Below are 20036 nucleotides of genomic sequence, written 5' to 3'. Positions count from 1 at the left end.
TCCCGAGAGAATATTCTACGGGAGGCAAAACGAAGCTGCTGGGGATAAGCAAGCGCGGCAATCGATATCTGCGCCGGATGATCATCCATGGCGCCCGTTATGAGGAGACGCTGGCGAAGGCGCAACGAACGTTTGATGCACCCTGAAAGTTTTGGTGCATTTGGATTGGGATCATCGACAACTACGATCGATTCGTCTCCAACATTGCTCGTTCCTTCCGAAAGCTTGGCGAAGCAACGGAAGTAATCCGCAACAGTGCGCTCGGCCCTACGGCGCTCTCCGCAATCGTCGCCTCGGCCATGAAGAAATCGCTTGTCCATCTCATCCGCTGAGGCTGGAATATCTAGCGCCGCAATGATATGGCGCTTTTAGCGCTTCCGGTCACGCAAAACGAAAGATTGCATCAAGGTCGGAGTCATAGGTTCATCGGGGATCTTATAGTACGCTCCGGAGCGTCTCAATGGACCAGGCAACCCCGTGCGTCGAAATAAAGAAGGCCTCCGGCGGGAGCCGGAGGCCTTTGCAAGTCTAACCTAGATGGAAAAGGCTTCACCAGACTCGCTGTGCGCGGAGGCGAAGCGTTAGGCTGCCCTGGTCCTTCAGCTCGTACAAGCCTGCTGGCTTCGCAATTGCTGCCTGAACCGGGAGCGTCACTGTGCTCCCGCCCGCATACTTTTGGTCGAGCATGGTGTAGGCGAGGTCTGCCGTGAAGCTCAGGTTCTTGACTGGAGTCCAAAAAGTCGCCGTACCGATAGTCGCGTAGTTGAAGTCGGGATTACAGCCGCCAGCGCCGCTTGACAACGCGAGGGTGGCAACGACCGCTCCGCAGATGTAGCCCTTCGCCGTGCTGTCATACCGGACAGCAGCCCAGGCACCGTAGAGGGACGTGGCCCAGTTTGGATTCCAGTTATGAGTATAACCGCCATTGAAGCCGTAGGTTGTGGTCAACTGCTGGCCTGCACCGGCGACGAAGACCGAGTCAGACACACCGCCGATCCCGAGGCTTTGGTAGGCACCCGCTGCGCTTGTCCCACCACCGTACATGGCGTAGGCCGTCGACATGTAGTCGTTGAAATTGTAGCGGCTGGCACCGTTGGTGTACACGCCTTGGACGTTAATGGTGTCACCCGCCCCGGTAGGGATGTTCTTGATCGACAATGCCAGCTGTCCAGCCCAGCCCCACTTGTCGCCGGGATGGCCGGTCGTTTCATCGAGGCCATAGTAGCCAGCATGGTTCTCATGTGAGGCAACTGACGCCTGGAAGAGACCCCAAGCTTGGTCAACACGGAGCATGGCGACAAGGTCGGGAGCTCGCGTGCCGCCGAAGTCGTTGACACCATATGCGCCGGTCGCGAGACCTGCGGCCGTTGCCCCGCTCACGTTCCACATGTTGGTCGTGTAATTGACGACCTGATCTTGAGCAGAGAACGAAGCCGTAATGCCTTGACCGAAATCCGCCGTATAGGTGATCTGGTTGACTGCATCGTAGCCGCCGCCGCCGGGCAGACCATCGAAAGTGTTCGCCGGATAGTTGGTCCAAGGCGAGGAGAACTGCGAGGCCGCTTTGCCGAACGTAAAACCAGCGAACTGGATAAAGGCGAAGTAGATACCAAGAGCGCCGCCACCGATTGAACCGGTGCCACTCGCTCCGACTGCATTTCCGCCATACGTCGTAGCGCCATTCACGGCCGTTGTGCCTGCACCGGAATACGAACCGGTCGTCCACGTAAAAGCAGCGTCGAGATAGGTACGAACCACCCCGTACTCAGTCGCGGTACGGGTATCCCAAGTCAGATCTCCACGTGATCTACTTGTGTAGTAGTTGGTGAGCCGGTTATGTGCGGCACCCAACCCAGCATTGGCGGCGTCATAGATACCGTGTGTGCCCACGACGAATTCATTGCGCATGTAGCCACCCAGTTTGACGCAAGTATCAGTGCCTGGGATGTAGTAGAAGCCGGCGCCATACAGCGAACAAATCTTTACATATTCGACTGCTTTCGCTTTTACGGGCAGATCGGCTGCCTGTGCTCCAGCGCCTGCGAACAAAGCCGCAGAACTGAGAATGAGACTCGTTGTCAGTTTCATCGATGAACCTCCAAGTTGAAGAACCGTTTCCGTCCAGATCCGCCGCGACAAGCCTCACCCAGTGGGCGGGTTTGACGGAACGACTTCGAGGTGCCCCCTCTCCGTCCACTGCGGTATAGTGCTTCGGAATAATTGGTGCAATTAATTAATTGTAAGTACCATCCATTGGTGAGGGTACGTTGCACTTTAGCAACGGTCCATGCGCTAAGACGCCAAATGAGCAAAAAAAAAGAACCCCCAGGGGGCATCCCGGAGGTTCCATTTGGAGATTAACACGACCGTTGACCGAAGAGCCTCGGGTCTGCGTGCAGAATAGCCGGAATCGCTTACTAAAGTCAATTAGTTTTTTGCATGACCGCTATGCTGGACGATTCACACCGAGACGGGCACAGGCGTTGCCGCTAATGATCAGCTGCGTGTGCCGGGGGCCGAACCTAAGATGTGGAAAGACCAGATGGGCGAAAAAGATCAACTCGGCAGAGCCGCTAAGGACTTCATCTGGAACATCGTCGAGATCCACTCTCAACTCGAGGAAATTCACAAGAGTTGGGCTGAGCTATTAGAAGTAACCGAACCACAGTGGCTGATTCTGATGGCTATCGACGAACTTGATGATGGTCGCGGTGTCTCGGGAACAGCGGTCGCAAATAAGCTGCGAATTCACGCGGCCTTTGTTACTAATCAAACTAAGAAGCTGGAATCCATGGAGTTTTTAGCCCGCGAACCGTCACCTGATGATGCAAGGTTCGTGCAGATGTCATTGACTCAAAAGGCCCGTGCTGAAATCTCAAAACTGTCAGTCAAGAGAGAAGCCCTGAACCTGACGATGTTTGACGGGCTGGATGAGGCGTCCCTTGAGTACCTCAATAAACGATTAGCCTTGATTGCCAAAAATAGCCGGCTGGCATCCCAAAAGCTGAGTATAGGGGTGTTGTAGGTAAATGATCCTTATATTGAAGCTGGCAAAGCACCTACATTTAGTGATCTTCGCCGAACAGCTACGAAGTGCGTGCGAGCTTCTGCTCCAGCCACTGAAAGATGCAATTATCGGAGACAACGAAATTTTCAAGCTCCTCGTCCTCCTCGGGAATGCGGATCGTGCGCGGCATGACCAGTTGCAGATCAATGCGCGCCGCCATGCAATCAGCCTGCAATTTGATTGCTTCCGATAAGCTGACGATGCCGCGCCCACCGGCGACGACGAGAACTGGGCATCTCAATCGTCGCACCAATTGCGAGCGACGCATCGAAACTACATCTTCCTCCATTGCATCTTCAGCCCTGGTCATCCAGCCAACAGATGCCAAAGTTCGCGTCCAATTCCACAAGCCGCCGTCGCAAACCGCCGCAGCAACGCGGCGATCAGATGCAGCGAAATCAGTAGCTAGACTAGCCGACAATCCATCTCCGTAAACGCCGATCCGAGTTGGGTCGACGCCGGCCTGAACTGACAGGAAATCCAAACAATAGGACAAAAAGATTTCCGACTGGCCGCGCGAGCGACTTGAGACATCGTCGTGAGAGATAGCAAGTACGGACATGCCCCGCCCAATCAGCACGGGCAAGAGCCTTCCGAGCAGCATGGCTCCGGTCTCTTGTTCGCGACTAATGCAAATTACTGCGGGAGAACATGAATCATTCCCCTTAGCGAGAAAGTAGTAGCCTAGAAATTCGGTCTTATCGCAGCGTGCAATTGTTATGCGCTCTACCTTCTGATCTAGAAGCAATGTGAATCTGTGAATACTGTCTTCGACTTTGGCGCCCCCCCCTCCACCTTTTGCATCGCTCTCATCAGTCAACCGTCTGGCAACTTCAAAGGCTGTTAGTCCGCAAAGCCAAGCCTGGGTCGCCTCGTCAAAGGCTCCCCTCTTGATATTCTGCTCAGAAACAAGACACTGATCATCCCCGGCCTTTGTCCATCTTGCGATCGAGTTCTTTCGGCATATCGCCCCTTGAATGTTCTTGACTGCCTGACGGTCTAGAAACACCGCGGCGTCTCGCTGTTTGGACACAAGGTTGCCTCTCGCATGAGGCTCAGCACGGAACTCCATCCGATTCGTTCCCCATGTGCAGATCCTCACCCGCCGCTCGGGTTTTGTCAGACAATCTGCTGGTATGGAGGTCAGCCGCTGAGACTCTATCGTAGGACAATGGGCTCTCAGTCTGCGGCTTAACTCCAGCTCAAGCATGAAGACTACCGGGCCTCAAAGGCCTAAGTCCGTCATTGTGGCCCCTCACGCCTGTCAAAATCTGCGGCTAATACGGCTTAAGCGACGTTTTTCTGCGAGCGCACCCGACATTGGTTATGTGCGGGAGAAATGATCTTAGGATCGGAATGATCACTCTCGTCCTATCCATCGAACCACAATCGATAAGGTCGTCAGCGTCTTTAGGCTGGCGTTCCAGCCGATCAGGAGAACTTCACAATGGGCTCCGCTGACAATCCTTCAGGTTTGGTCATCGCTAGTGGACGTCGCCTAACAAAAGAGTCCCTTTTGGGATTCCCTTTAGGTGGCGCGCGTGCGAGTGTTGCGCATGCGCACCGGGATTTCAATCAAGATCACACGACCAGATCGCCGTAGGCTCGAAGCGATCACCAAGGACCGTAACGCGTCGCAGAAGCACGTTTGGCGAGCGGACATTGTGCTTCTGAGCGCCGACGGCGTCGGCACCAACGAGATCATGCGCCGGGCCGGCACATCCAAGACCTGCGTTTGGCGCTGGCAGCAACGCTTCATGGAACAAGGCGTCGATGGTCTCCTGCGAGACAAGACGCGCCCCTCGCGTATCCCTGGGCTCGGCCCGGAGGTGGCCGAGCGTGTGGTCGCGCTCACATTAGCCGACCCGCCGACCGAGACGACCCATTGGACAGCCGACCTGATGGCGCGGGCGAGCGGCATCAGTGCCAGCGCGGTCCGTCGCATCTGGAAGGCGCACGGGCTTCAGCCTCATCGGTGTCGACAATTCAAGCTCTCGAACGATCCGAACTTCATCGCCAAACTGCGTGACGTCGTCGGGCTCTATGTCGACCCGCCAGCCCACGCGATCGTGCTGTCGGTTGACGAGAAGAGCCAGATTCAGGCCCTCGATCGCACCCAGCCGGGCCTGCCGCTGAAGAAGGGGCGGCTCGGAACCATGACACACGATTACAAACGGCACGGCACCACGACGCTGTTTGCCGCACTCAACGTCCTCGACGGCACGGTCATCGGCCGCAACATGCAGCGCCATCGTCACCAGGAACTCATTCGATGTCTAAACGCCATCGAGGCGGAGGTTCCGGCCGGTAAGATCATCCACGTCATTCTCGACAACTATGCCGCCCACAAGCATCCAAACGTTCGCGCCTGGCTCGATCGCCACCCGCGTTTCGTCTTCCACTTCACACCAACCTCATGCTCCTGGCTCAACGCCGTCGAAGGCTTTTTCGCCAAGCTCAGCCGGCGTCGATTGAAGCGCGGTGTCTTCCACTCCGTCGTCGATCTCCAGGCCGCCATCAACCGCTTCCTGGCTGAGACCAACGCAGACCCAAAGCCCTTCACATGGACGGCCAATCCAGACAAAATCATCGCAGCCGTCAAAAGAGGGCACCAAGTGTTAGATTCGATCCACTAGCATGAAATCCGGGGAGTTCCTCTCCCAGGGTTGGCTGATCGCTGGTCGGACGCTCGTGCATCTGGCTTAGCCATGACGAATGTCCACGTCGGACCGCAAATGGCCTTAGGCGACTGATTACGAGATTGCGTCCCAATGTGCCGACAGCGAACAGCCAATTCGGGCGCGCTGTATGGAGGCTCCATCGCAGGTTCACGGCCTCGTTGAGCTCGTCGACACAGTCGGTGAACGCGTGATCAGATTGGGTTGAATTCGGCACAAACAATCCGCTCGCATTCGAGCGAAGATCATGTCCCCCGGCGTGGTGTAGCTGGCGGTGGGGCATCGCGTTCGCCGGCAAGAGCCGGGCCGATCAGCTGGCGATAGCCGGAAGGCTGACGGTGGGATCATCGCTCAACGGCGCGATGGTTTCCAGCGTCATGTAGCGGGCACGCTGGACAGCCCACTCGTCGTTCTGTTCGAGCAGGATCGCGCCGATGAGGCGGACGATGGCGTCCTCGTTGGGGAAGATGCCGACGACCTCGGTGCGCCGCTTGATCTCGCCGTTGAGGCGCTCGATGGGGTTGGTAACCGGTATGAGATTTCTCGGTGCCAACGTTCCGCTGCGGTGTTCTGCGTCGTGGCGTATGGTGCGACCATCGGGACAGAGGCACCGGGAGCACGATGTGCGGGCAGGCCGATGCATACGATGAGCCGAGAGCTCGAGTTAGTAGCTGGCCGCCTCTGCGACTCGCCCGGTTGCGCTGGGAGCGCGAATCCGTAGTTGTCGTGTCGCCCGCAGCTCCCGTCATATCGAGCAGGAGGTGCAAATGCGACGGGTGATTGGCATCGACGTCCACCGAACTTTCGGGGAGGTGGTGTTTTGGGAAGACGGCAAGCTCCGACATGCGGGCCGGGTTGATACGACGCGGACTGCGCTCGAGGGATTTGGCAAAGACCCTGCTGGCCAGTGATGAGGTGGTGCTCGAAGCGACCGCCAACAGCATGGCGGTGTCGCGGGTTCTGGCATCGTTTGTGGCGCGGGTGATTATCACCAATCCGCTGCAGGTGAAGGCGATCGCCCAGGCTCACGTCCGACAAGATCGATGCTGGCACGCTCGCCAGTCTGCAGGCGGCCGGGTATCTGCCGCAGATCTGGACGCCTGACGCGGAGACCGAACGCAAGCGCAGGCTGGTGGCGCGGCGCTACCAGGTCGTGCGGCATCGCACGTGGCTCAAGAACGAGGTGCATTCGATCCTGCACGCGCACCTGATCCCGAAGTGCCCGCATGCCGATCTTTTCAATGCCCGCGGCCGGGCGTGGTTGGCCGCTCAACAGTTGCCGGACGATGAACGCGCAGCGATCGATCGGCACGTCCGTGAGCTTGACCGGTTGGCGGAAGACCTGGCCCTGCTCGACCGCGAGATCGCGCAGGACGCCATAGACGATCCCGCGGTCAACAGATTGATGACAATCACCGGCGTCAATCTCGCGGTCGCCGCCGGGATCGTGGCGGCGATCGGCGACATCGGCCGGTTCAACAGCCCGCAGAAGCTGGTGAGCTATTTCGGGCTGAACCCGCGGGTGCGGCAGTCCGGGCTGGGAGCGGCTCACCACGGCCGTATCAGCAAGATCGGCCGCAGTCATGCGCGCGCCATGCTGGTCGAGGCGGCTTGGGCAGCGGTCAAAGGCGCCCGGTACACTGCATGCTTTTTTCGGCCGCATCCGAGCCCGGCGCGGCCATCAGATCGCCGCGGTGCCCTGGCTCGTAAGCTCACTGTGCTCTGCTGGCATTTGCTGACGAAGCGCGAGGATTACCTGTGGGCGCGCCCAGCGCTGGTCGCCAACAAGACCCGCGCGATGCAACTTCAAGCCGGACATCCGCAACAGAAAGGTAGCCGCCGCGGACCTGCCTACAACATCAAGGCGCTGCGCGACCGCGAGATGCTGATTGCCGCCCAGGTGGAGCGAAGCTACGAACGGTTCGTGTCGCTGGAAAGCGCGGCGGTCAAAACCCGGCGCGCAGGCGCCTCAGTCCGGCAGGACAAAATAGGCAGTCCGGTCACGCTTGCAGCCGACGCGTCACGCTTCGCCACGAGGTCGCCCGCGCCCAACAACCATAGTCGCGGCTGACGGCAAGGTCTAGCCAGGCCAGGAACCCAGTCCCGTTCCACACCAGCGTGCCGTCGTGCTCGGGCCGGTCAAGGCCAAGCCATGCGGTGGCCGCAAATGCGGTCAGCCTTGACCGCCCCTGTCGCGCGGCGGCTGCGAGATCGGTGGCCGGGACGGAAGAATGGCCCGCAGCGCGACCGAACAAAAGAATGGACTTACGGCGATCTCCGCAATCGTCGCCTCGGCCATGAAGACATCGCTTGTCCATCTCATCCGTCGAGTGCAGCTTGGTTCGACGCTGCGGCGGGAACGTCATGTAGGCGAGCACATCGGTCTCGGCCTCCTCGAGAAAGCCGGCAAGCTTCGGCAGCTTGGGGCGGAGCTGATCCGCGACCTTGCGCCACTGCGCTGTTGCGGCTTCGGTGTCGTCCTGGGCGAACGCGATGAAGGCGGAGACGACGCGCCGGCCGCTCTTGCCGGCATGCGCCAGCGCGTTGCGCATGAAGTGGACGCGGGGGCCGTTGAAGAACCAGTTAGAGCCGAACGCCGATAGCGGTTGCGAATCAGGCGGCGGCGAGATGGCGATGATCGTCGGGCAATACGAAAGAGGCGGCGACAATCTGGAGAAAGCGCAAAAGAGCGAACGCCAGCCTCTTCAGGTTGACGGCCGCGGCGGTCAGGAACGCCTGGATGCGCATGTTCTGAAGACCGCGTCGGATTGCGCGCGCGAGTCCATGCCAAGTCTTTGCCTCGCCGTGGTATCCTTCGGAGCGCCAACGGTGTCGCCGGTAGAGTTGCCTGTCCTTGGCCGACCAGTTCTCCCGTCGGCGACGCGCTCGAAGGAGCGCAGGATGATGGTCGCTCACCACGACAGCCTTGTTCCGCCGACCGGCAGACAGGCACAGGTTCGCCATCGAGCAACGGCTGCAGTCCTTGGCTTTCGAGTAGAAGAAGCGCCCGTGCTTGGTCAAACGCCGCGGCCGCAGGACCTTGCCTCTGGGGCACTTCAGGATGTCGTTCTGGGCGTCGTACCGAAAGCGACGGAGTGGGACCGGCGAGCGGATCGGCTCGGCCATTGGCCGGGATCACGGCATGGATGTTCCGCTCTTCCATGGCGCCATAGACCTTGCCGTAGGCGTAGCCCGCGTCGGCGGTGACCGTGGTCACCGCTGTGCCGGTCCTCTCAGCCGTCCGGTCCACCTGCTCGACGATGTGCTGGCCCTCGTTCAACTCCCCGGTGGTGACCTCCACGTCGAGGATGACGCCGCGCTTGTCGTCCACGGCGGCGTGCTGCTTATAAGCCGGCTCGAGCCGGCGATTACGGCCGTTCGTCGCCATCGTAGCCTCGGGATCGGTGGTGCAGACCTTCTTGAATTTACCTGTCTGGCGGCCGCTCTTCGCGGTGTCGTCGAGCTCGGGCGCGTTCGCCGCTTCCACGGCCGCGACGTGCCTCACCGCCAGGCTCTCCCAGGATACATTGGCGCGGATCGGGGAGGCGTCGATGTGCACGATCTCTCCAGTGGCGATCTTTGCCACGAGGCAGGCTTGAACGGTTCGTTCGAAGATGCGGCGGAAACGATCAGCGCCCCAACGCTGGGGTTATGCGGGTTAGGGAGAATGGTCAGGCAGAACCTCGTGAAGGTCGTAGCCGATGAACCAGTGGATCGCGATGTTGACCTGGGCCTCCCGCAAGAGGCGCCGATCGTGGACGACGCCCAGGAGAAACCCAGCCAGCATCAGCCGAAGCGCGGCCTCCGGATCAATCCCCGGCCGGCCGTTGTCGTTGCAGTAGAGGCCCGCTACTTCGCCTCGAAGCCAGGAGAGATCCAACACCCGATCGACCTTGGCGAGGATGTGATCGTCGGGGACAAGCTGGCGTAACGAGCCGGTGATGAACAGTTCGAGCTGCCCGCGTTCGTTGCATCCCAGCATCGCCGTCGTTCCTATCGCGACTCACCTTCACATGGAGTGAATCAGCGCTGTTGGGGTTCTTCAACAGCCCCACGCGGCAGCTCTGCCAGCTGGCGTTGAGGCACCTTGGCGACGGTGGCCTTTATGCCCTCGTCGGCGTCGGAGACGACCAGCTTGACGCCGCGCAGGCCGCGGCGGGCGAGCTTGCGCAAGAACGCGGTCCAGAACGTCTCGGCCTCGGAAGGACCGATATCCATGCCGAGCACCTCGCGCCGGCCGTCACTGTTGACGCCAACAGCAACAATCACCGCGACCGACACGATGCGGCCGTTCTGGCGCACCTTCGCATAGGTGGCGTCGATCCTCAGATAAGGCCAGTCGCCCTCGATCGGACGGGCGAGGAGGGCCTTCACCTTGTCGTCGATCTCGGCGCACAGCCGACTGACCTGGCTCTTGGAGATGCCGCTCATGCCCATCGCCTGCACCACATCGTCCACCGAGCGGGTCGTGACGCCCTGCACGTGGGCCTCCTGCACCACGGCGGTGAGCGCCTTCTCGGCCATGCGGCGCGGCTCCAGGAAGCCCGGGAAGTAGGAGCCCTTGCGCAGCTTGGGAATGCGCAGTTCGACCGCACCCGCGCGGGTCTCCCAGATCCGCTCGTGGTAGCCGTTGCGCTGGGCCAGACGCTCGGGGCTCTTCTCGCCATAGGCCGCCCCGGTCTGGCCTTCGACTTCCAGCTCCATCAGGCGCTGGGCGGCAAAGCCGATCATCTCGCGCAACAGATCGGCATCGGGGGTCTTCTCCACGAGTGTGCGCAGGTTCATCATATCGTCGGTCATCGGTGGTTCAGCTGTTCAGCTGACCGACGGTCGCCGCTTCCGCATCCTGACCGTCGTCGATGATTGTACCCGCGAGTGCCTGGCGCTAGTGGCCGACACCTCGCTCTCCGGCGTCCGCGTGGTGCGGGAACTGGACCGACTGATGATCGAGCGTGGCAAGCCGAAGATGGTGGTCAGCGACAACGGCAGCGAACTCACCAGCAACGCCATTCTCGCATGGGCCGACCAGAGCCGTGTCGCGTGGCACTACATCGCGCCGGGCAAACCCATGCAGAACGCCTTCATCGAGAGCTTCAACGGTCGTCTGCGGGATGAGCTGCTGAACGAGACGCTGTTCACGTCACTGGCCCAAGCCCGCGTCGCGCTTGGATGCTGGCGGGCCGATTACAACGACACACGGCCACACTCGCAGCTCGGATGGAAAACTCCATCCGAGTTCGCCATGACCTGCCACCCGCGCCGGGATCTGGCGCTGCGCTATGCCGAAGGCTCCGCGCCAGCTCCCGTCGCTTCCACCGCCCAACCGGGCAAATCCATCGGCAAGGGCGAACTCAGAACTGGATAAAACTTGGGGGCAAGGTCACATCGAATTTGAGACGTTTTGATATGAAATCCTCCGCACTCTTCGAATGCCGAGCAGAATTTCGACTGCATTGGCCCCGGATTAGAGGAAATGAGCGTTAGTCCGAGCTATGCTTGCTTATGTCTTTGAACGTTACAGACTCTCTTTGAGTTCTCAACCTCGAAAGGGATCGGCGCCTCCTAACCTCATGCTCGGATTCGACTTTCCATCCGCTTGATTTCGACTTCCGGCCATCTGGAATCGTCGGAGCTAAGCAGATGTCGACACGCTAGTTTTCGGCGCCTGAGTTGGCCGAGTGTTGTAGCCGTTCGGCGTTGGGTAAGGACATACTGATCGAGCAGCGGCAACTGGTAAGGCCATGTTCATTTCTGTGAGACTAGCCCCGGAATTTGGTGGGGCTCAGGATTTGGTCGACTGGCGGCTACCAACTGTCCGCCGACTGGGGAACTGTATGAAACTGGAGCAAACGAATGTCGGAATCTGAAAGAACGGGCGTACGCAAGATTGCCAAGGTCACCTGCGTCGGCGGCGGCGTGATCGGAGCCGGTTGGGCCGCGCACTTCATGCGGGCTGGGCTTGATGTCGTGGTGTATGACCAGGCGGCCGAGCGCGAGAGCTATCTCCGAGAAAGCCTTGCGAAGGCAATGCCAGCCCTCACCGAACTGGGAATGGCGCCTGGCGCGACACCCTCGCGTGTGTTCTTCACCACCGATTTTCAAGAAGCAGTTAAGGGTACCGATTTCATCCAGGAAAGTGGGCCAGAAAATATCGATACGAAGATCTCCCTGCTTTCGGAAATTGATGCGCATACGCCACTTGATGTTGTCATCGCCTCGAGTTCTTCTGGCTTTCTCTCCTCTAAATTGAGGAGTGGAGCGAAGCATCCCGAGCGCATTCTCGTCGGCCATCCTTTTAATCCGCCTTTTCTTATTCCACTTGTTGAGATCGCGGGAGGCGCCGCGGCCCGAGAGGCAGCGCACAATGCTTCGGCATTCTACCGGTCCACAGGCTGCGAAGTGGTCGAGCTAGACCGCGAGATCGAAGGCTATATCGGCAACCGTATCCAGTACGCCGTTCTCAGAGAGGTTCTCTATCTCATGTCGCAAGGTGTGGCCGATTTGGAATCCATAGACAAGGCGATCGCTGCAGGCCCAGCTATCCGTTGGGCAGTCATGGGTCTGTCTTCGGCATTATTCCTCGGTAAGAGCGACCCTTCTCTATGGGGTAAATTCGTGGAAAGTCTGGGTCGGGAAATGGACAGCGGCTATATAGCTCCGAGCAGCTTCCAGCCTGATCCGGCTCTGATGCAGATCTATGCCGAAAAGGTCGCCAACGGAATCGGGGCAAATGGACAAGCAGGACTGATGGCATTGCGCAACGCCGGCGTGGTGGGTATCCGCTCCGCATTGGAGCGAGTCAGGACAGGCCTGGTGGGGGTAAACAGTGACCTGGATTAATTCCTGGGAAGGGGTCGTCGAGAAGGACTGGTTGGACAAGCTTGATCACGTCAATTTCCTGACCTACCAGCGCATCGCCGACCTTGCCAGTCTCGAGATCTGGCGCCGGGCGAAGGGTGTTGGATCCGAGTCGGAGATTCAGTTCGTTATGACCGAGACGTATGTTCGCTATATTCGCGAACTGCGCCTGGGTGACCCAGTTGAAATCCGTACATCGCTGATTGCCTGCGACGCGAAGCGGTTCCATCTCCTTCATCGCCTCGAGAGCGCCGGCAATCTCGTCTGTACGGTCGAGACGATGAACCTATGCTTCGATCCAGCGATCCGCAGAGTGGTACCATTCACTGACACGATCAGCGGCAATTTTGCGTCTTGGGGAGACCCGCCCGATGACGCTGAGCCGCTACTGTTAATAAGCCGAAGACCGTCGCGGAGCTGATCCATCGCACTTATCCATTTTGCGAGTGCGTCCTCCCGGGCGCCGTGCACGCCCTCGCCCAGTAGAGCAGGCGTTTGGTGTGATTTCTGAGTATGCGACAAGCCGCGCGGCGCAGGTGATGACATCGGTCTCAATTCTATGCGTCAACCGGCGGACAGGTCATTTGTAAGCGCGAATTTCTCCGCACCTTTTGCTTTTGAGTGCCCTGATGCATGAGGTGTCCACCAAAATAGGTGGACACCTTGTGATGGCAGCGGATGATCAGAAACTGCGGGTCAGACTTGTTGGCCGGAACGGTCGCCGGCGCTACGAGGCGGCATCGAAAGAGCGTCTTGTCACGGCCTGCCTTGAGCCTGGGGTTTCGGTATCGAGGCTTGCACTCGAACACGGGGTCAACGCGAACCTCCTTCGGAAGTGGATCAAGAAGCACAGCGCGACCAGGTCGCTGCCGCCGTCCTCACGCCCGGCGTTCATCCCCGTTCAGCTTGAGGGGAAGGCCGAGCGGGACCTGTCGCGAAAACACAGCGTGGCGACGGTTGATTTGCCGGCTTGCGATGAAGTGCGTGGTTCGGAACCCAAAGGGAGTTCAGCTTTTTGTTCTCCGGCCAAAGTGAGCGTGTCGCTGCCGAACGGCGTGAAGCTCGCGCTGGAATGCGGCGATGTGGATGCATTGACGGCGATCATCGGAGCCCTGGGCCATGTTCAGACTGGGCGGTGACCTGCAGGTCTATCTGCACCGTGAGCCGATCGACTTCCGGGCTGGCATCAACAGCCTTGCGGTTCTGGTCCAGGAGACGATGGCGCTCGATCCGTTCGCTCCGGCGGTTTTTGCGTTCTGCAATCGCCGTTGCGACCGGATGAAGTTGCTGTTCTTCGACCGGTCCGGCTTTGTGCTGGTCCTGAAGCGGCTGACCGAGGACAAGTTCCGATGGCCGCGCCGCCAGGAGGCGGTCGTCACGCTGACGACCGAGCAATTGCACTGGATCCTTGACGGCATCGATATCGATGCGATGGTCCGCCATCCGGTGCGGCAATATCAGGTTGCCGGCTGAGCTCTCGACTTGAGCGGTTGACGCGTCGGTACGGTTCAGATTCAAGAATCCGATGAATCGAACCGGCGAACCGAGTGTCGAAGCGCTGTTGGCGCGCATTGCTGCGCTGCAGGTGGAGAATCGTCAGCTCACGGAGCGCGTCGTCAGGCTCGAGGAAGAACTGGCGCTGGCACGCCTGCATCGTTTTGCGCCGCGCAGCGAAAAGCACGTCGACCGTCTGTTCAATGAAGCCGAGCAGGCCGCCGACGAGGATGATGCCGGCAGCGAAACGGACAATATCGCCGAACTTCCGGACACGGGCTTGCCACCCGTCGAAAGCACAACGGGAAAGAAGCGCGGCCGCAGACCGCTGCCGGCGAACCTGCCGCGTGAGCGGGTCGAGTATGACCTGCCCGACGATCAGAAGGCGTGTCCTTGCTGCCGTGGCCAGATGCATCGCATGGGCGAGACTGTCACCGAGCAACTTCATATCGAGGTGAAGGCGAAGGTTTTACAGAATGTGCGCTTCAAATATGGTGCCGCCATTGCGATCGCACCGGGATCAATGCCCCTGTCGTGACCGCGCCGATGCCGACGCAGCCCTTGCCGGGCAGCGTTGCCACGGCCTCAACGCTGGCGTTCGCGCTGGTTCACAAATATGTCGATGGCACGCCGCTCTACCGTCTGGCGCAGGCCTTCGAACGCGCAGGTGTTCCTGTCAGCCGCGGCGCTTTGGGTCACTGGGTGATCGGCTCGAGCGAGAAGCATCTGCATCGCATCTCAGACGCCCTGAAGCTGCGGCTCAGATTGCAACCTCTCATCCATGGCGACGAGACGACGGTTCAGGTCCTCAAGGAGAAGGACAAAAAAGCCACCAGCACATCGTACATGTGGGCTTATCGCAGCGGCCAGGGCAGTCACGAGCCCATCGTTCTTCTGGATTATCAGCCGGGCGGCGGCCAGATCCACCCGCAGGCCTTCCTCGGCGATTACCGTGGCATCGTGATGAGTGACGGCTATACCGCATGGCGCACGCTGGAAGGGGCCACCCACATTGGATGCATGGCCCACTCCCGACGGCGCTTTGTCGATGCCCTCAAGGCGAGGAAGAAGGGCGGCGGTCCGCCCGAGCAGGCGCTGCGGTTCTTCGAACAGCTTTACCGGGTTGAAAGGCAGGCGCGGGACGAAAAACCAGACAGAGGCGAAACGCCAGATCAATGCATTCGCCGCTTCCGCCAGCAACACAGCATTCCCGTCCTGAACGCCCTCAAGGAATGGCTCGATCAAATCGCCCCGAAGGTCTTGCCCGACAGCAAGCTTGGCGATGCCGTATCCTACACTCTGAACCAATGGGCATATCTGACGCGCTACACGCAAGACGGCAGGATGCCGATCGACAACAATCTCCTGGAGCGCGATATCAGAATCTTTGCCACTGGCAGAAAGAGCTGGCTGTTCAGCGACACCGTCGAGGGAGCCAGGGCCAGTGCCGTCGTCTACAGTCTGATGCTGACCTGCCGCGCCTCACGCGTCGAGCCGTTAGCCTGGTTGCGCCACGTGCTAACCGAATTGCCTCAGCGCGCCGAGGACGCCGATATTACCGACCTGCTGCCCTTCAACTTCCCCAAAACCGCAGCTGCCTGAACGGGTCAGATGCCGGCCTCGATACGATACGAAGGCCATCCGTCAAAAACGCGGGTGTCACCGTGCGGAGAAAATCGCGCTTACGGTCATTTCGCTCTCCCCATAACTTGTCGCCGTCGATGCCGTCGGCTACCAGCCTCATCTCTTGCAAGCTTTAAGATCGCATGCGAACTTTTCACTTCAACCCGAAGTGGCGGACAAGACGGCGATCCTGGTGGTTGACGGCGGTTGGTGACAAAAGTTGATACACGGTCTTGACTGATGCAGGCACAGCCGCCTGACGGCAGCTTGCCTCCGCATCCATCGCATCAATTTCATCCTATATGCAATCGTCCGAACCTGCTTCGGACTTGCAATCACATGTGATTCACGCACGGCCTAACACTTGGTCCACCGGTAGTCGAGCTGTCGTTCGTGTCGATCACCACATAATCATTAGGAAAAAAGCTTCTCATGTAGATCGACCTTCCGAGCTTCATGATCTTCCCGTCCAAAAGTCACGCTATCGACGCCGCCATTCCATTTCGGTCCTGGCCACAATCCACTCAATACGTCGAAGTGCTCAGCGGTCGTTTCAGGGCGGAATGCATGCGCCCCAGACGAGCTTAGGGATGCGGCTGTAAAATGGAGAATTTGGTGTGGCTACTACAAGGAGGAGTGCGCGGACAATGCGATCGGTCACGCCCGATCTCGTTGACCATGCCAAACGGTCCGGACCTAATGAAAAACCGGAGACTTCCGGCCGTCAAAATCATGGGATTGAACTGTCTGGCAGCCTATTCTTGGCTGGACGAAGAGACTCGTAGTAGGGACACTCCACATCATTCTCCTTGAATAGAGCCCGCCGCGTACGCCTCTTAGATTTCTCTAGCGTCGAAGGCTTGGTGGAAAGCTGCGAAATATTCCGAGAATAGCCGCGATTCTGCTCGTTCTGGGGTAGATGGAGCCGCAAAGTTGTCCCTTATCGATCTAAGGTGTGCTGGTTTTATGTGGAGATGAACGCGGACGTCCGGCCAAGATCGAGTAGGTACGGCAGAGGCTAGCGACAGCCAAATGCGGGCTGGCGGCACTAACAAGCGTGGATAGCCGCGCTATCTGTACGAAAGCGCAAACCTGAATCCCGAACACCACGAGCGCCAAGAGAGAAGAGAATGACCAAGTCTGATTCCAAGCCTGACGAACAACAGTCTCCTGCCTATGGATCGTCGCTGGAGGGGCGAGTAGCCCTTGTGACTGGGGCGGCCGGAGGGCTTGGGAAATCCATCGTGACCGAATTGCGTGATCGCGGGGCGAACGTGTACGGTGTGGACGTCGTTGGTGAAGATGTCTTCCACGCGGATCTCTCCACGGCGAGCGGGAATCGGGACATGGTTGCCCATGTAGTTGCGACCGCTGGGCGTCTCGACATTCTTGTGCTGAATGCTGGTTGCCAATTCGTCGCACCGCTCGATCAGTTCCCAGACGCCGAATGGGAGCGCCTTCGAGCTGTGATGCTGGACGGACCATTCGCCGCGCTGAAGGCGGCCTGGCCAACCCTGATCAAGTCCCGCGGTGGCCGTGTAGTGGTGACGGCATCAAGCGCGAGTCTTGGGGGCGCGTCGAAAAAGGCGGCATACACCGCGGCAAAGCATGGTGTTCTCGGTCTGGTCCGAGTTGCGGCGCTGGAGGGGGCGGCGCATGGTCTTACCGTCAACGCCATCGCGCCGGGCTGGATGGATACCGGCATGATGCGTGGTCAGCTAGAGGCGCAGGCGGCAAGTCGAGCAATTAGCGTAGACGAAGTCATCGAGCTTTTCCGCGCATCGCAACCAGGTAATCGCTTCGTCGAAGTTCGTGAGGTCGCGGCGACCATTGCCTTTCTTGTGAGTCCCGCGGCTTCCGGAATTAACGGCGTGTGCCTTCCAATCGATCTCGGCGCAAATGCTGGTGCCAGGTGACCGATAACCACCGCATTCCGAACTTTAGCGGCCTCGGCAGCCAAGCGAAGTGCTTCAAAACGTCCTTGTTCATTTTCCGCTGCCCCGTTCGGACATCTTGGCTAGATATGAACGGGCATATGAATGTCAGGCCGTATTTCGAGGTATTTACCGAGGCCGGCGACCTCGCCTGCCGCGACTTGGGCTTGGGCAATTCCTATCTTGAGCGAGGCCATTCGATATTTGCAGGTGATTTCCACATCACCTACGTCCGCGAAGTTCTTGCCGGTGGCACACTGACGATCACCACGCGCATCCTCGAGCTCGACACTAAGCGCTTCGTTATGCATCACGAAATGTTCGACGATCGCGATGACGCGCTCGCGGCGACGGCAGAGCAGTTGCTGCTCAATGTTGGCGTGGCCCGCCGGAAAGTTGAGCCTTTCCGGCCCGAAGTCTTGGAGCGGCTCCGGGAAGCACAGCGCGGTCAAAGTGGGAGTCCACCGCGGAACGTCGGCCGTGCAGCGTCTCTCATCGCAGGCGCGCCGGCTCGATGAGGTGGCTACTGCGTTCTTTGTCGCGTGGCAATGAAACATCATGTCTTCAACACCATTCGGGTGGACCCCACGGTACTAACGTAACTAGATAGGAGCTCTAGATGCCTCGAAAAGTCATCGTCACGTGCGCAATCACCGGCGGCAATTCTGCTGTCCTTGCGAAGCATCCAAATATTCCCAAGACGCCGTCACAAATCGCAGAGGCAGCACTGGATGCTGCGAAGGCGGGGGCTGCGGTCGTTCACATTCACGTCCGCGAACCAGATACCGGAGCCCCTTCGAACCGATTTGAGCTCTACGAACAAGTCGTAAAGAAGCTTCGGGACGCGGCCACTGATGTAATCATCAACCTGACGTGCGGCATGGACGGGACCATAGCTAATTGATTCCGTTGACCCAATAAAGATTGGCAAAACTAGCACCCTTAAAGATTCCAAGACTCGCTGTCTTCACGCAATTAAACTGCAACCAGAGCTTGCTACCTTGGATTGTGGCACGATCGTCTTCGGGGAGCAGATTTTTGTTGCACGCATGTCCGATCTGCGAGAGATGGCGACACTCATGCGAGAAGCAGGCGTCAAGCCCGAGCTCGAATGCTTCGATCTAGGCCACATCGAAATTGCGAAAAAGCTCGTATCGGAAGGCACCATCGATGGTCCTGCCCTCTTTCAATTCTGTCTCAGCACGGGGAATGGGGCTCCGGCTAGTCCGACCGTTCTCCAGGCGATGCGCGAGCTTTTGCCTTCCGGGGCCATTTGGGGTGGATTTGGATGTGGCTCCGATGAAATGCCCGTAGTCGCACAGATAGTGCCGATGGGCGGGCATGTGCGGGTAGGATTGGAAGATAACATTTATCTTCGAAGAGGTGTGCTGGCATCCAACGCGGGACTTGTCGAGAATGCCGTCGGCATCATTGAACGCATGGGAGGCAGCGTGGCGACACCGGCCGAGGCCCGATCGATTCTTGGCGTTTCCAAACGCGGATAACGGCTCTTGGGTCTAGCGTGGAACTACGCCATGCTGGAGTCTAGGCCTTTGACACCTATCCGCCTTTTGGTCGAAGAGCGGCTAAGCGATTGAGCTAGAATCGCATTTGTCGTTGTGGACTGTTTTTTGATTGCAGGGTTTTGATGCTTCGAGCAGAACCCTGCAATGTCATTTTCAGCATTCCGTCGAATCGCCAGTCATGATTCCGTCGTCGCATCGGAGGTGGCGATGCGACCGAAGAATCACAGGACAACGGGATCGGGCGATCTGTTCCGGGCCAGGCTGGACCAGATCATCAATATGAAGCACGAGCTGGTTCAGCTCGCCGGCAAAGTCGATTGGGACTGGTTCAGCTTCAAAAAAAGCGTGGTGGCTGGCGAACGCGATCATCCCGACGTGGCACGGCGGCGAGCGGATCGCTCAGCGCATGGATTGTTGTCGTGCGGCCTCCGTGCGAGCGGCCGATGGCCTGGTCGTGCTCCCCCCTTTTCCGCCGGAGGCGCACCGGTGTGCTTTGATCGAGGTCGAATCGTCGAATCGAGCGAGAGCGCGACTGCATCTTTGCCGAGCTTGGCCAGGGCTCCAAAGATGGCGCAACATCGCCCGCGCTTGGCCCAGCGGTTAAAGCGATTGTAGACGGTCGTGTAAGGACCATAGTCACGCAGGCAATCGCGCCATCGCGCGCCCGACTGCAGCATGTGAATGATCCCGTTGATGATGCGGCGGTCGTCGTCCCGCGCCGGTCCCTTCAGTCCCGTCGGCAGATGAGGCTCATACGAGCCCATTGCCTTTCATTCGGCCAAAACAAACCCGCGCGCATTCTCTCGCCCCCGAATCAAAAACTCGCAGGCAAGGGAATCACGCCGCGCTTATTAGG

At 59.1% G+C, this 20036-nt stretch carries 14 protein-coding genes and 8 pseudogenes; 14 read left to right on the top strand and 8 right to left on the bottom strand.

Annotation, left to right across the window (positions count from 1 at the left end; translation table 11 throughout):
- Window positions 1-98: pseudogene (locus tag IVA74_RS07820) on the top strand (transposase); the annotation flags it as partial.
- Between the two features lie 451 nt (window positions 99-549).
- Here the strand turns inward: IVA74_RS07820 and IVA74_RS07810 are convergent.
- Complete coding sequence (locus tag IVA74_RS07810; RefSeq protein WP_247341325.1) at window positions 550-2088, bottom strand: porin; 1539 nt, start codon at window positions 2086-2088, stop codon at window positions 550-552.
- A gap of 454 nt (window positions 2089-2542) precedes the next feature.
- On the opposite strand from IVA74_RS07810, the gene IVA74_RS07805 reads away from it, so the two are divergent.
- Window positions 2543-3025, top strand: coding sequence for a MarR family transcriptional regulator (locus IVA74_RS07805; protein WP_247341323.1), 483 nt, complete (start codon window positions 2543-2545; stop codon window positions 3023-3025).
- A gap of 61 nt (window positions 3026-3086) precedes the next feature.
- Here the strand turns inward: IVA74_RS07805 and IVA74_RS07800 are convergent, their stop codons facing one another.
- On the bottom strand, window positions 3087-4139 hold the full coding sequence (locus IVA74_RS07800; RefSeq protein ID WP_247341321.1) for a hypothetical protein: 1053 nt from the start codon (window positions 4137-4139) through the stop codon (window positions 3087-3089).
- Between the two features lie 484 nt (window positions 4140-4623).
- Between IVA74_RS07800 and IVA74_RS07795 the strand changes: the two genes are divergently transcribed.
- A complete protein-coding gene (locus IVA74_RS07795) occupies window positions 4624-5703 on the top strand; it encodes an IS630 family transposase (RefSeq protein ID WP_247341329.1) in 1080 nt (359 codons plus the stop codon).
- A gap of 352 nt (window positions 5704-6055) precedes the next feature.
- Here the strand turns inward: IVA74_RS07795 and IVA74_RS07790 are convergent.
- A pseudogene (locus IVA74_RS07790) lies at window positions 6056-6271 on the bottom strand (transposase); the annotation flags it as partial.
- A gap of 359 nt (window positions 6272-6630) precedes the next feature.
- Between IVA74_RS07790 and IVA74_RS07785 the strand changes: the two are divergent.
- Window positions 6631-6849: a hypothetical protein gene (locus tag IVA74_RS07785; protein ID WP_247341319.1), complete on the top strand. Its 219-nt coding sequence runs from the start codon at window positions 6631-6633 to the stop codon at window positions 6847-6849.
- Window positions 6785-7816 (top strand): IS110 family transposase, encoded by a 1032-nt coding sequence (locus IVA74_RS07780; protein WP_346730921.1) that lies wholly within the window; start codon window positions 6785-6787, stop codon window positions 7814-7816. The genes IVA74_RS07785 and IVA74_RS07780 overlap by 65 nt, the downstream gene beginning before the upstream one ends.
- 238 nt (window positions 7817-8054) lie before the next feature.
- Here the strand turns inward: IVA74_RS07780 and IVA74_RS07775 are convergent.
- The 3 pseudogenes from IVA74_RS07775 to IVA74_RS07765 all read right to left on the bottom strand — a co-directional run.
- Window positions 8055-8309, bottom strand: a pseudogene (locus IVA74_RS07775) (transposase); the annotation flags it as partial.
- Between the two features lie 49 nt (window positions 8310-8358).
- Window positions 8359-9727 (bottom strand): annotated as a pseudogene (locus tag IVA74_RS07770) (IS1182 family transposase).
- A gap of 70 nt (window positions 9728-9797) precedes the next feature.
- Window positions 9798-10545: pseudogene (locus tag IVA74_RS07765) on the bottom strand (IS256 family transposase); the annotation flags it as partial.
- Between the two features lie 19 nt (window positions 10546-10564).
- Here IVA74_RS07765 and IVA74_RS07760 point away from each other — a divergent pair.
- From IVA74_RS07760 to IVA74_RS07730, 7 genes and pseudogenes are all read left to right on the top strand, one after another.
- Window positions 10565-11110, top strand: a pseudogene (locus tag IVA74_RS07760) (integrase core domain-containing protein); the annotation flags it as partial.
- Between the two features lie 488 nt (window positions 11111-11598).
- Complete coding sequence (locus IVA74_RS07755; protein WP_247341317.1) at window positions 11599-12585, top strand: 3-hydroxyacyl-CoA dehydrogenase NAD-binding domain-containing protein; 987 nt, start codon at window positions 11599-11601, stop codon at window positions 12583-12585.
- The gene (locus IVA74_RS07750; RefSeq protein WP_247341315.1) at window positions 12572-13024 is read left to right on the top strand and encodes a thioesterase family protein; all 453 of its coding nucleotides are present in this window, start codon (window positions 12572-12574) and stop codon (window positions 13022-13024) included. Before IVA74_RS07755 ends, IVA74_RS07750 begins: the two co-directional genes overlap by 14 nt.
- 247 nt (window positions 13025-13271) lie before the next feature.
- On the top strand, window positions 13272-13742 hold the full coding sequence (locus tag IVA74_RS07745; protein WP_247341313.1) for a transposase: 471 nt from the start codon (window positions 13272-13274) through the stop codon (window positions 13740-13742).
- Complete coding sequence (gene tnpB, locus IVA74_RS07740; RefSeq protein ID WP_148750250.1) at window positions 13723-14076, top strand: IS66 family insertion sequence element accessory protein TnpB; 354 nt, start codon at window positions 13723-13725, stop codon at window positions 14074-14076. The genes IVA74_RS07745 and tnpB overlap by 20 nt, the downstream gene beginning before the upstream one ends.
- Before the next feature lie 52 nt (window positions 14077-14128).
- Window positions 14129-15699: pseudogene (locus IVA74_RS07735) on the top strand (IS66 family transposase).
- Between the two features lie 1151 nt (window positions 15700-16850).
- Window positions 16851-17636, top strand: a complete 786-nt coding sequence (locus IVA74_RS07730; protein ID WP_247341311.1) for an SDR family oxidoreductase — start codon at window positions 16851-16853, stop codon at window positions 17634-17636.
- Window positions 17637-17737: 101 nt separating this feature from the next.
- Here IVA74_RS07730 and IVA74_RS07725 read toward each other — a convergent pair whose 3' ends face one another.
- On the bottom strand, window positions 17738-18106 hold the full coding sequence (locus IVA74_RS07725) for a hypothetical protein (protein ID WP_247341308.1): 369 nt from the start codon (window positions 18104-18106) through the stop codon (window positions 17738-17740).
- A 167-nt stretch (window positions 18107-18273) separates the two neighbouring features.
- Here IVA74_RS07725 and IVA74_RS40840 point away from each other — a divergent pair, with 167 nt between their 5' ends.
- A complete protein-coding gene (locus tag IVA74_RS40840; protein WP_253075625.1) occupies window positions 18274-18558 on the top strand; it encodes a 3-keto-5-aminohexanoate cleavage protein in 285 nt (94 codons plus the stop codon).
- Window positions 18554-19159 (top strand): 3-keto-5-aminohexanoate cleavage protein, encoded by a 606-nt coding sequence (locus IVA74_RS40835; protein WP_346730920.1) that lies wholly within the window; start codon window positions 18554-18556, stop codon window positions 19157-19159. The genes IVA74_RS40840 and IVA74_RS40835 overlap by 5 nt, the downstream gene beginning before the upstream one ends.
- A gap of 409 nt (window positions 19160-19568) precedes the next feature.
- Here the strand turns inward: IVA74_RS40835 and IVA74_RS07715 are convergent.
- A pseudogene (locus IVA74_RS07715) lies at window positions 19569-19998 on the bottom strand (IS5 family transposase); the annotation flags it as partial.
- Between the last annotated feature and the right edge of the window lie 38 nt (window positions 19999-20036).

It is taken from the genome of Bradyrhizobium sp. 132, from assembly GCF_023074185.1.
GTDB lineage: Bacteria > Pseudomonadota > Alphaproteobacteria > Rhizobiales > Xanthobacteraceae > Bradyrhizobium.
The sequence above is the reverse complement of the archived record's forward strand: the minus strand, read 5'-3'. Positions and strand labels throughout refer to the sequence as shown.

Excerpts from the sequence above, each read along its gene's own strand:
- IVA74_RS07795 (WP_247341329.1), top strand. The coding sequence starts at position 4,624 with ATGCGCACCGGGATTTCAATCAAGATCACACGACCAGATCGCCGTAGG.
- IVA74_RS07745 (WP_247341313.1), top strand. The coding sequence starts at position 13,272 with ATGGCAGCGGATGATCAGAAACTGCGGGTCAGACTTGTTGGCCGGAAC.
- IVA74_RS07810 (WP_247341325.1), bottom strand. The coding sequence starts at position 2,088 with ATGAAACTGACAACGAGTCTCATTCTCAGTTCTGCGGCTTTGTTCGCA.
- IVA74_RS07730 (WP_247341311.1), top strand. The coding sequence starts at position 16,851 with ATGACCAAGTCTGATTCCAAGCCTGACGAACAACAGTCTCCTGCCTAT.
- IVA74_RS07755 (WP_247341317.1), top strand. The coding sequence starts at position 11,599 with ATGTCGGAATCTGAAAGAACGGGCGTACGCAAGATTGCCAAGGTCACC.
- IVA74_RS07800 (WP_247341321.1), bottom strand. The coding sequence starts at position 4,139 with ATGGAGTTCCGTGCTGAGCCTCATGCGAGAGGCAACCTTGTGTCCAAA.
- IVA74_RS07805 (WP_247341323.1), top strand. The coding sequence starts at position 2,543 with ATGGGCGAAAAAGATCAACTCGGCAGAGCCGCTAAGGACTTCATCTGG.
- IVA74_RS40840 (WP_253075625.1), top strand. The coding sequence starts at position 18,274 with ATGCCTCGAAAAGTCATCGTCACGTGCGCAATCACCGGCGGCAATTCT.
- tnpB (WP_148750250.1), top strand. The coding sequence starts at position 13,723 with ATGTTCAGACTGGGCGGTGACCTGCAGGTCTATCTGCACCGTGAGCCG.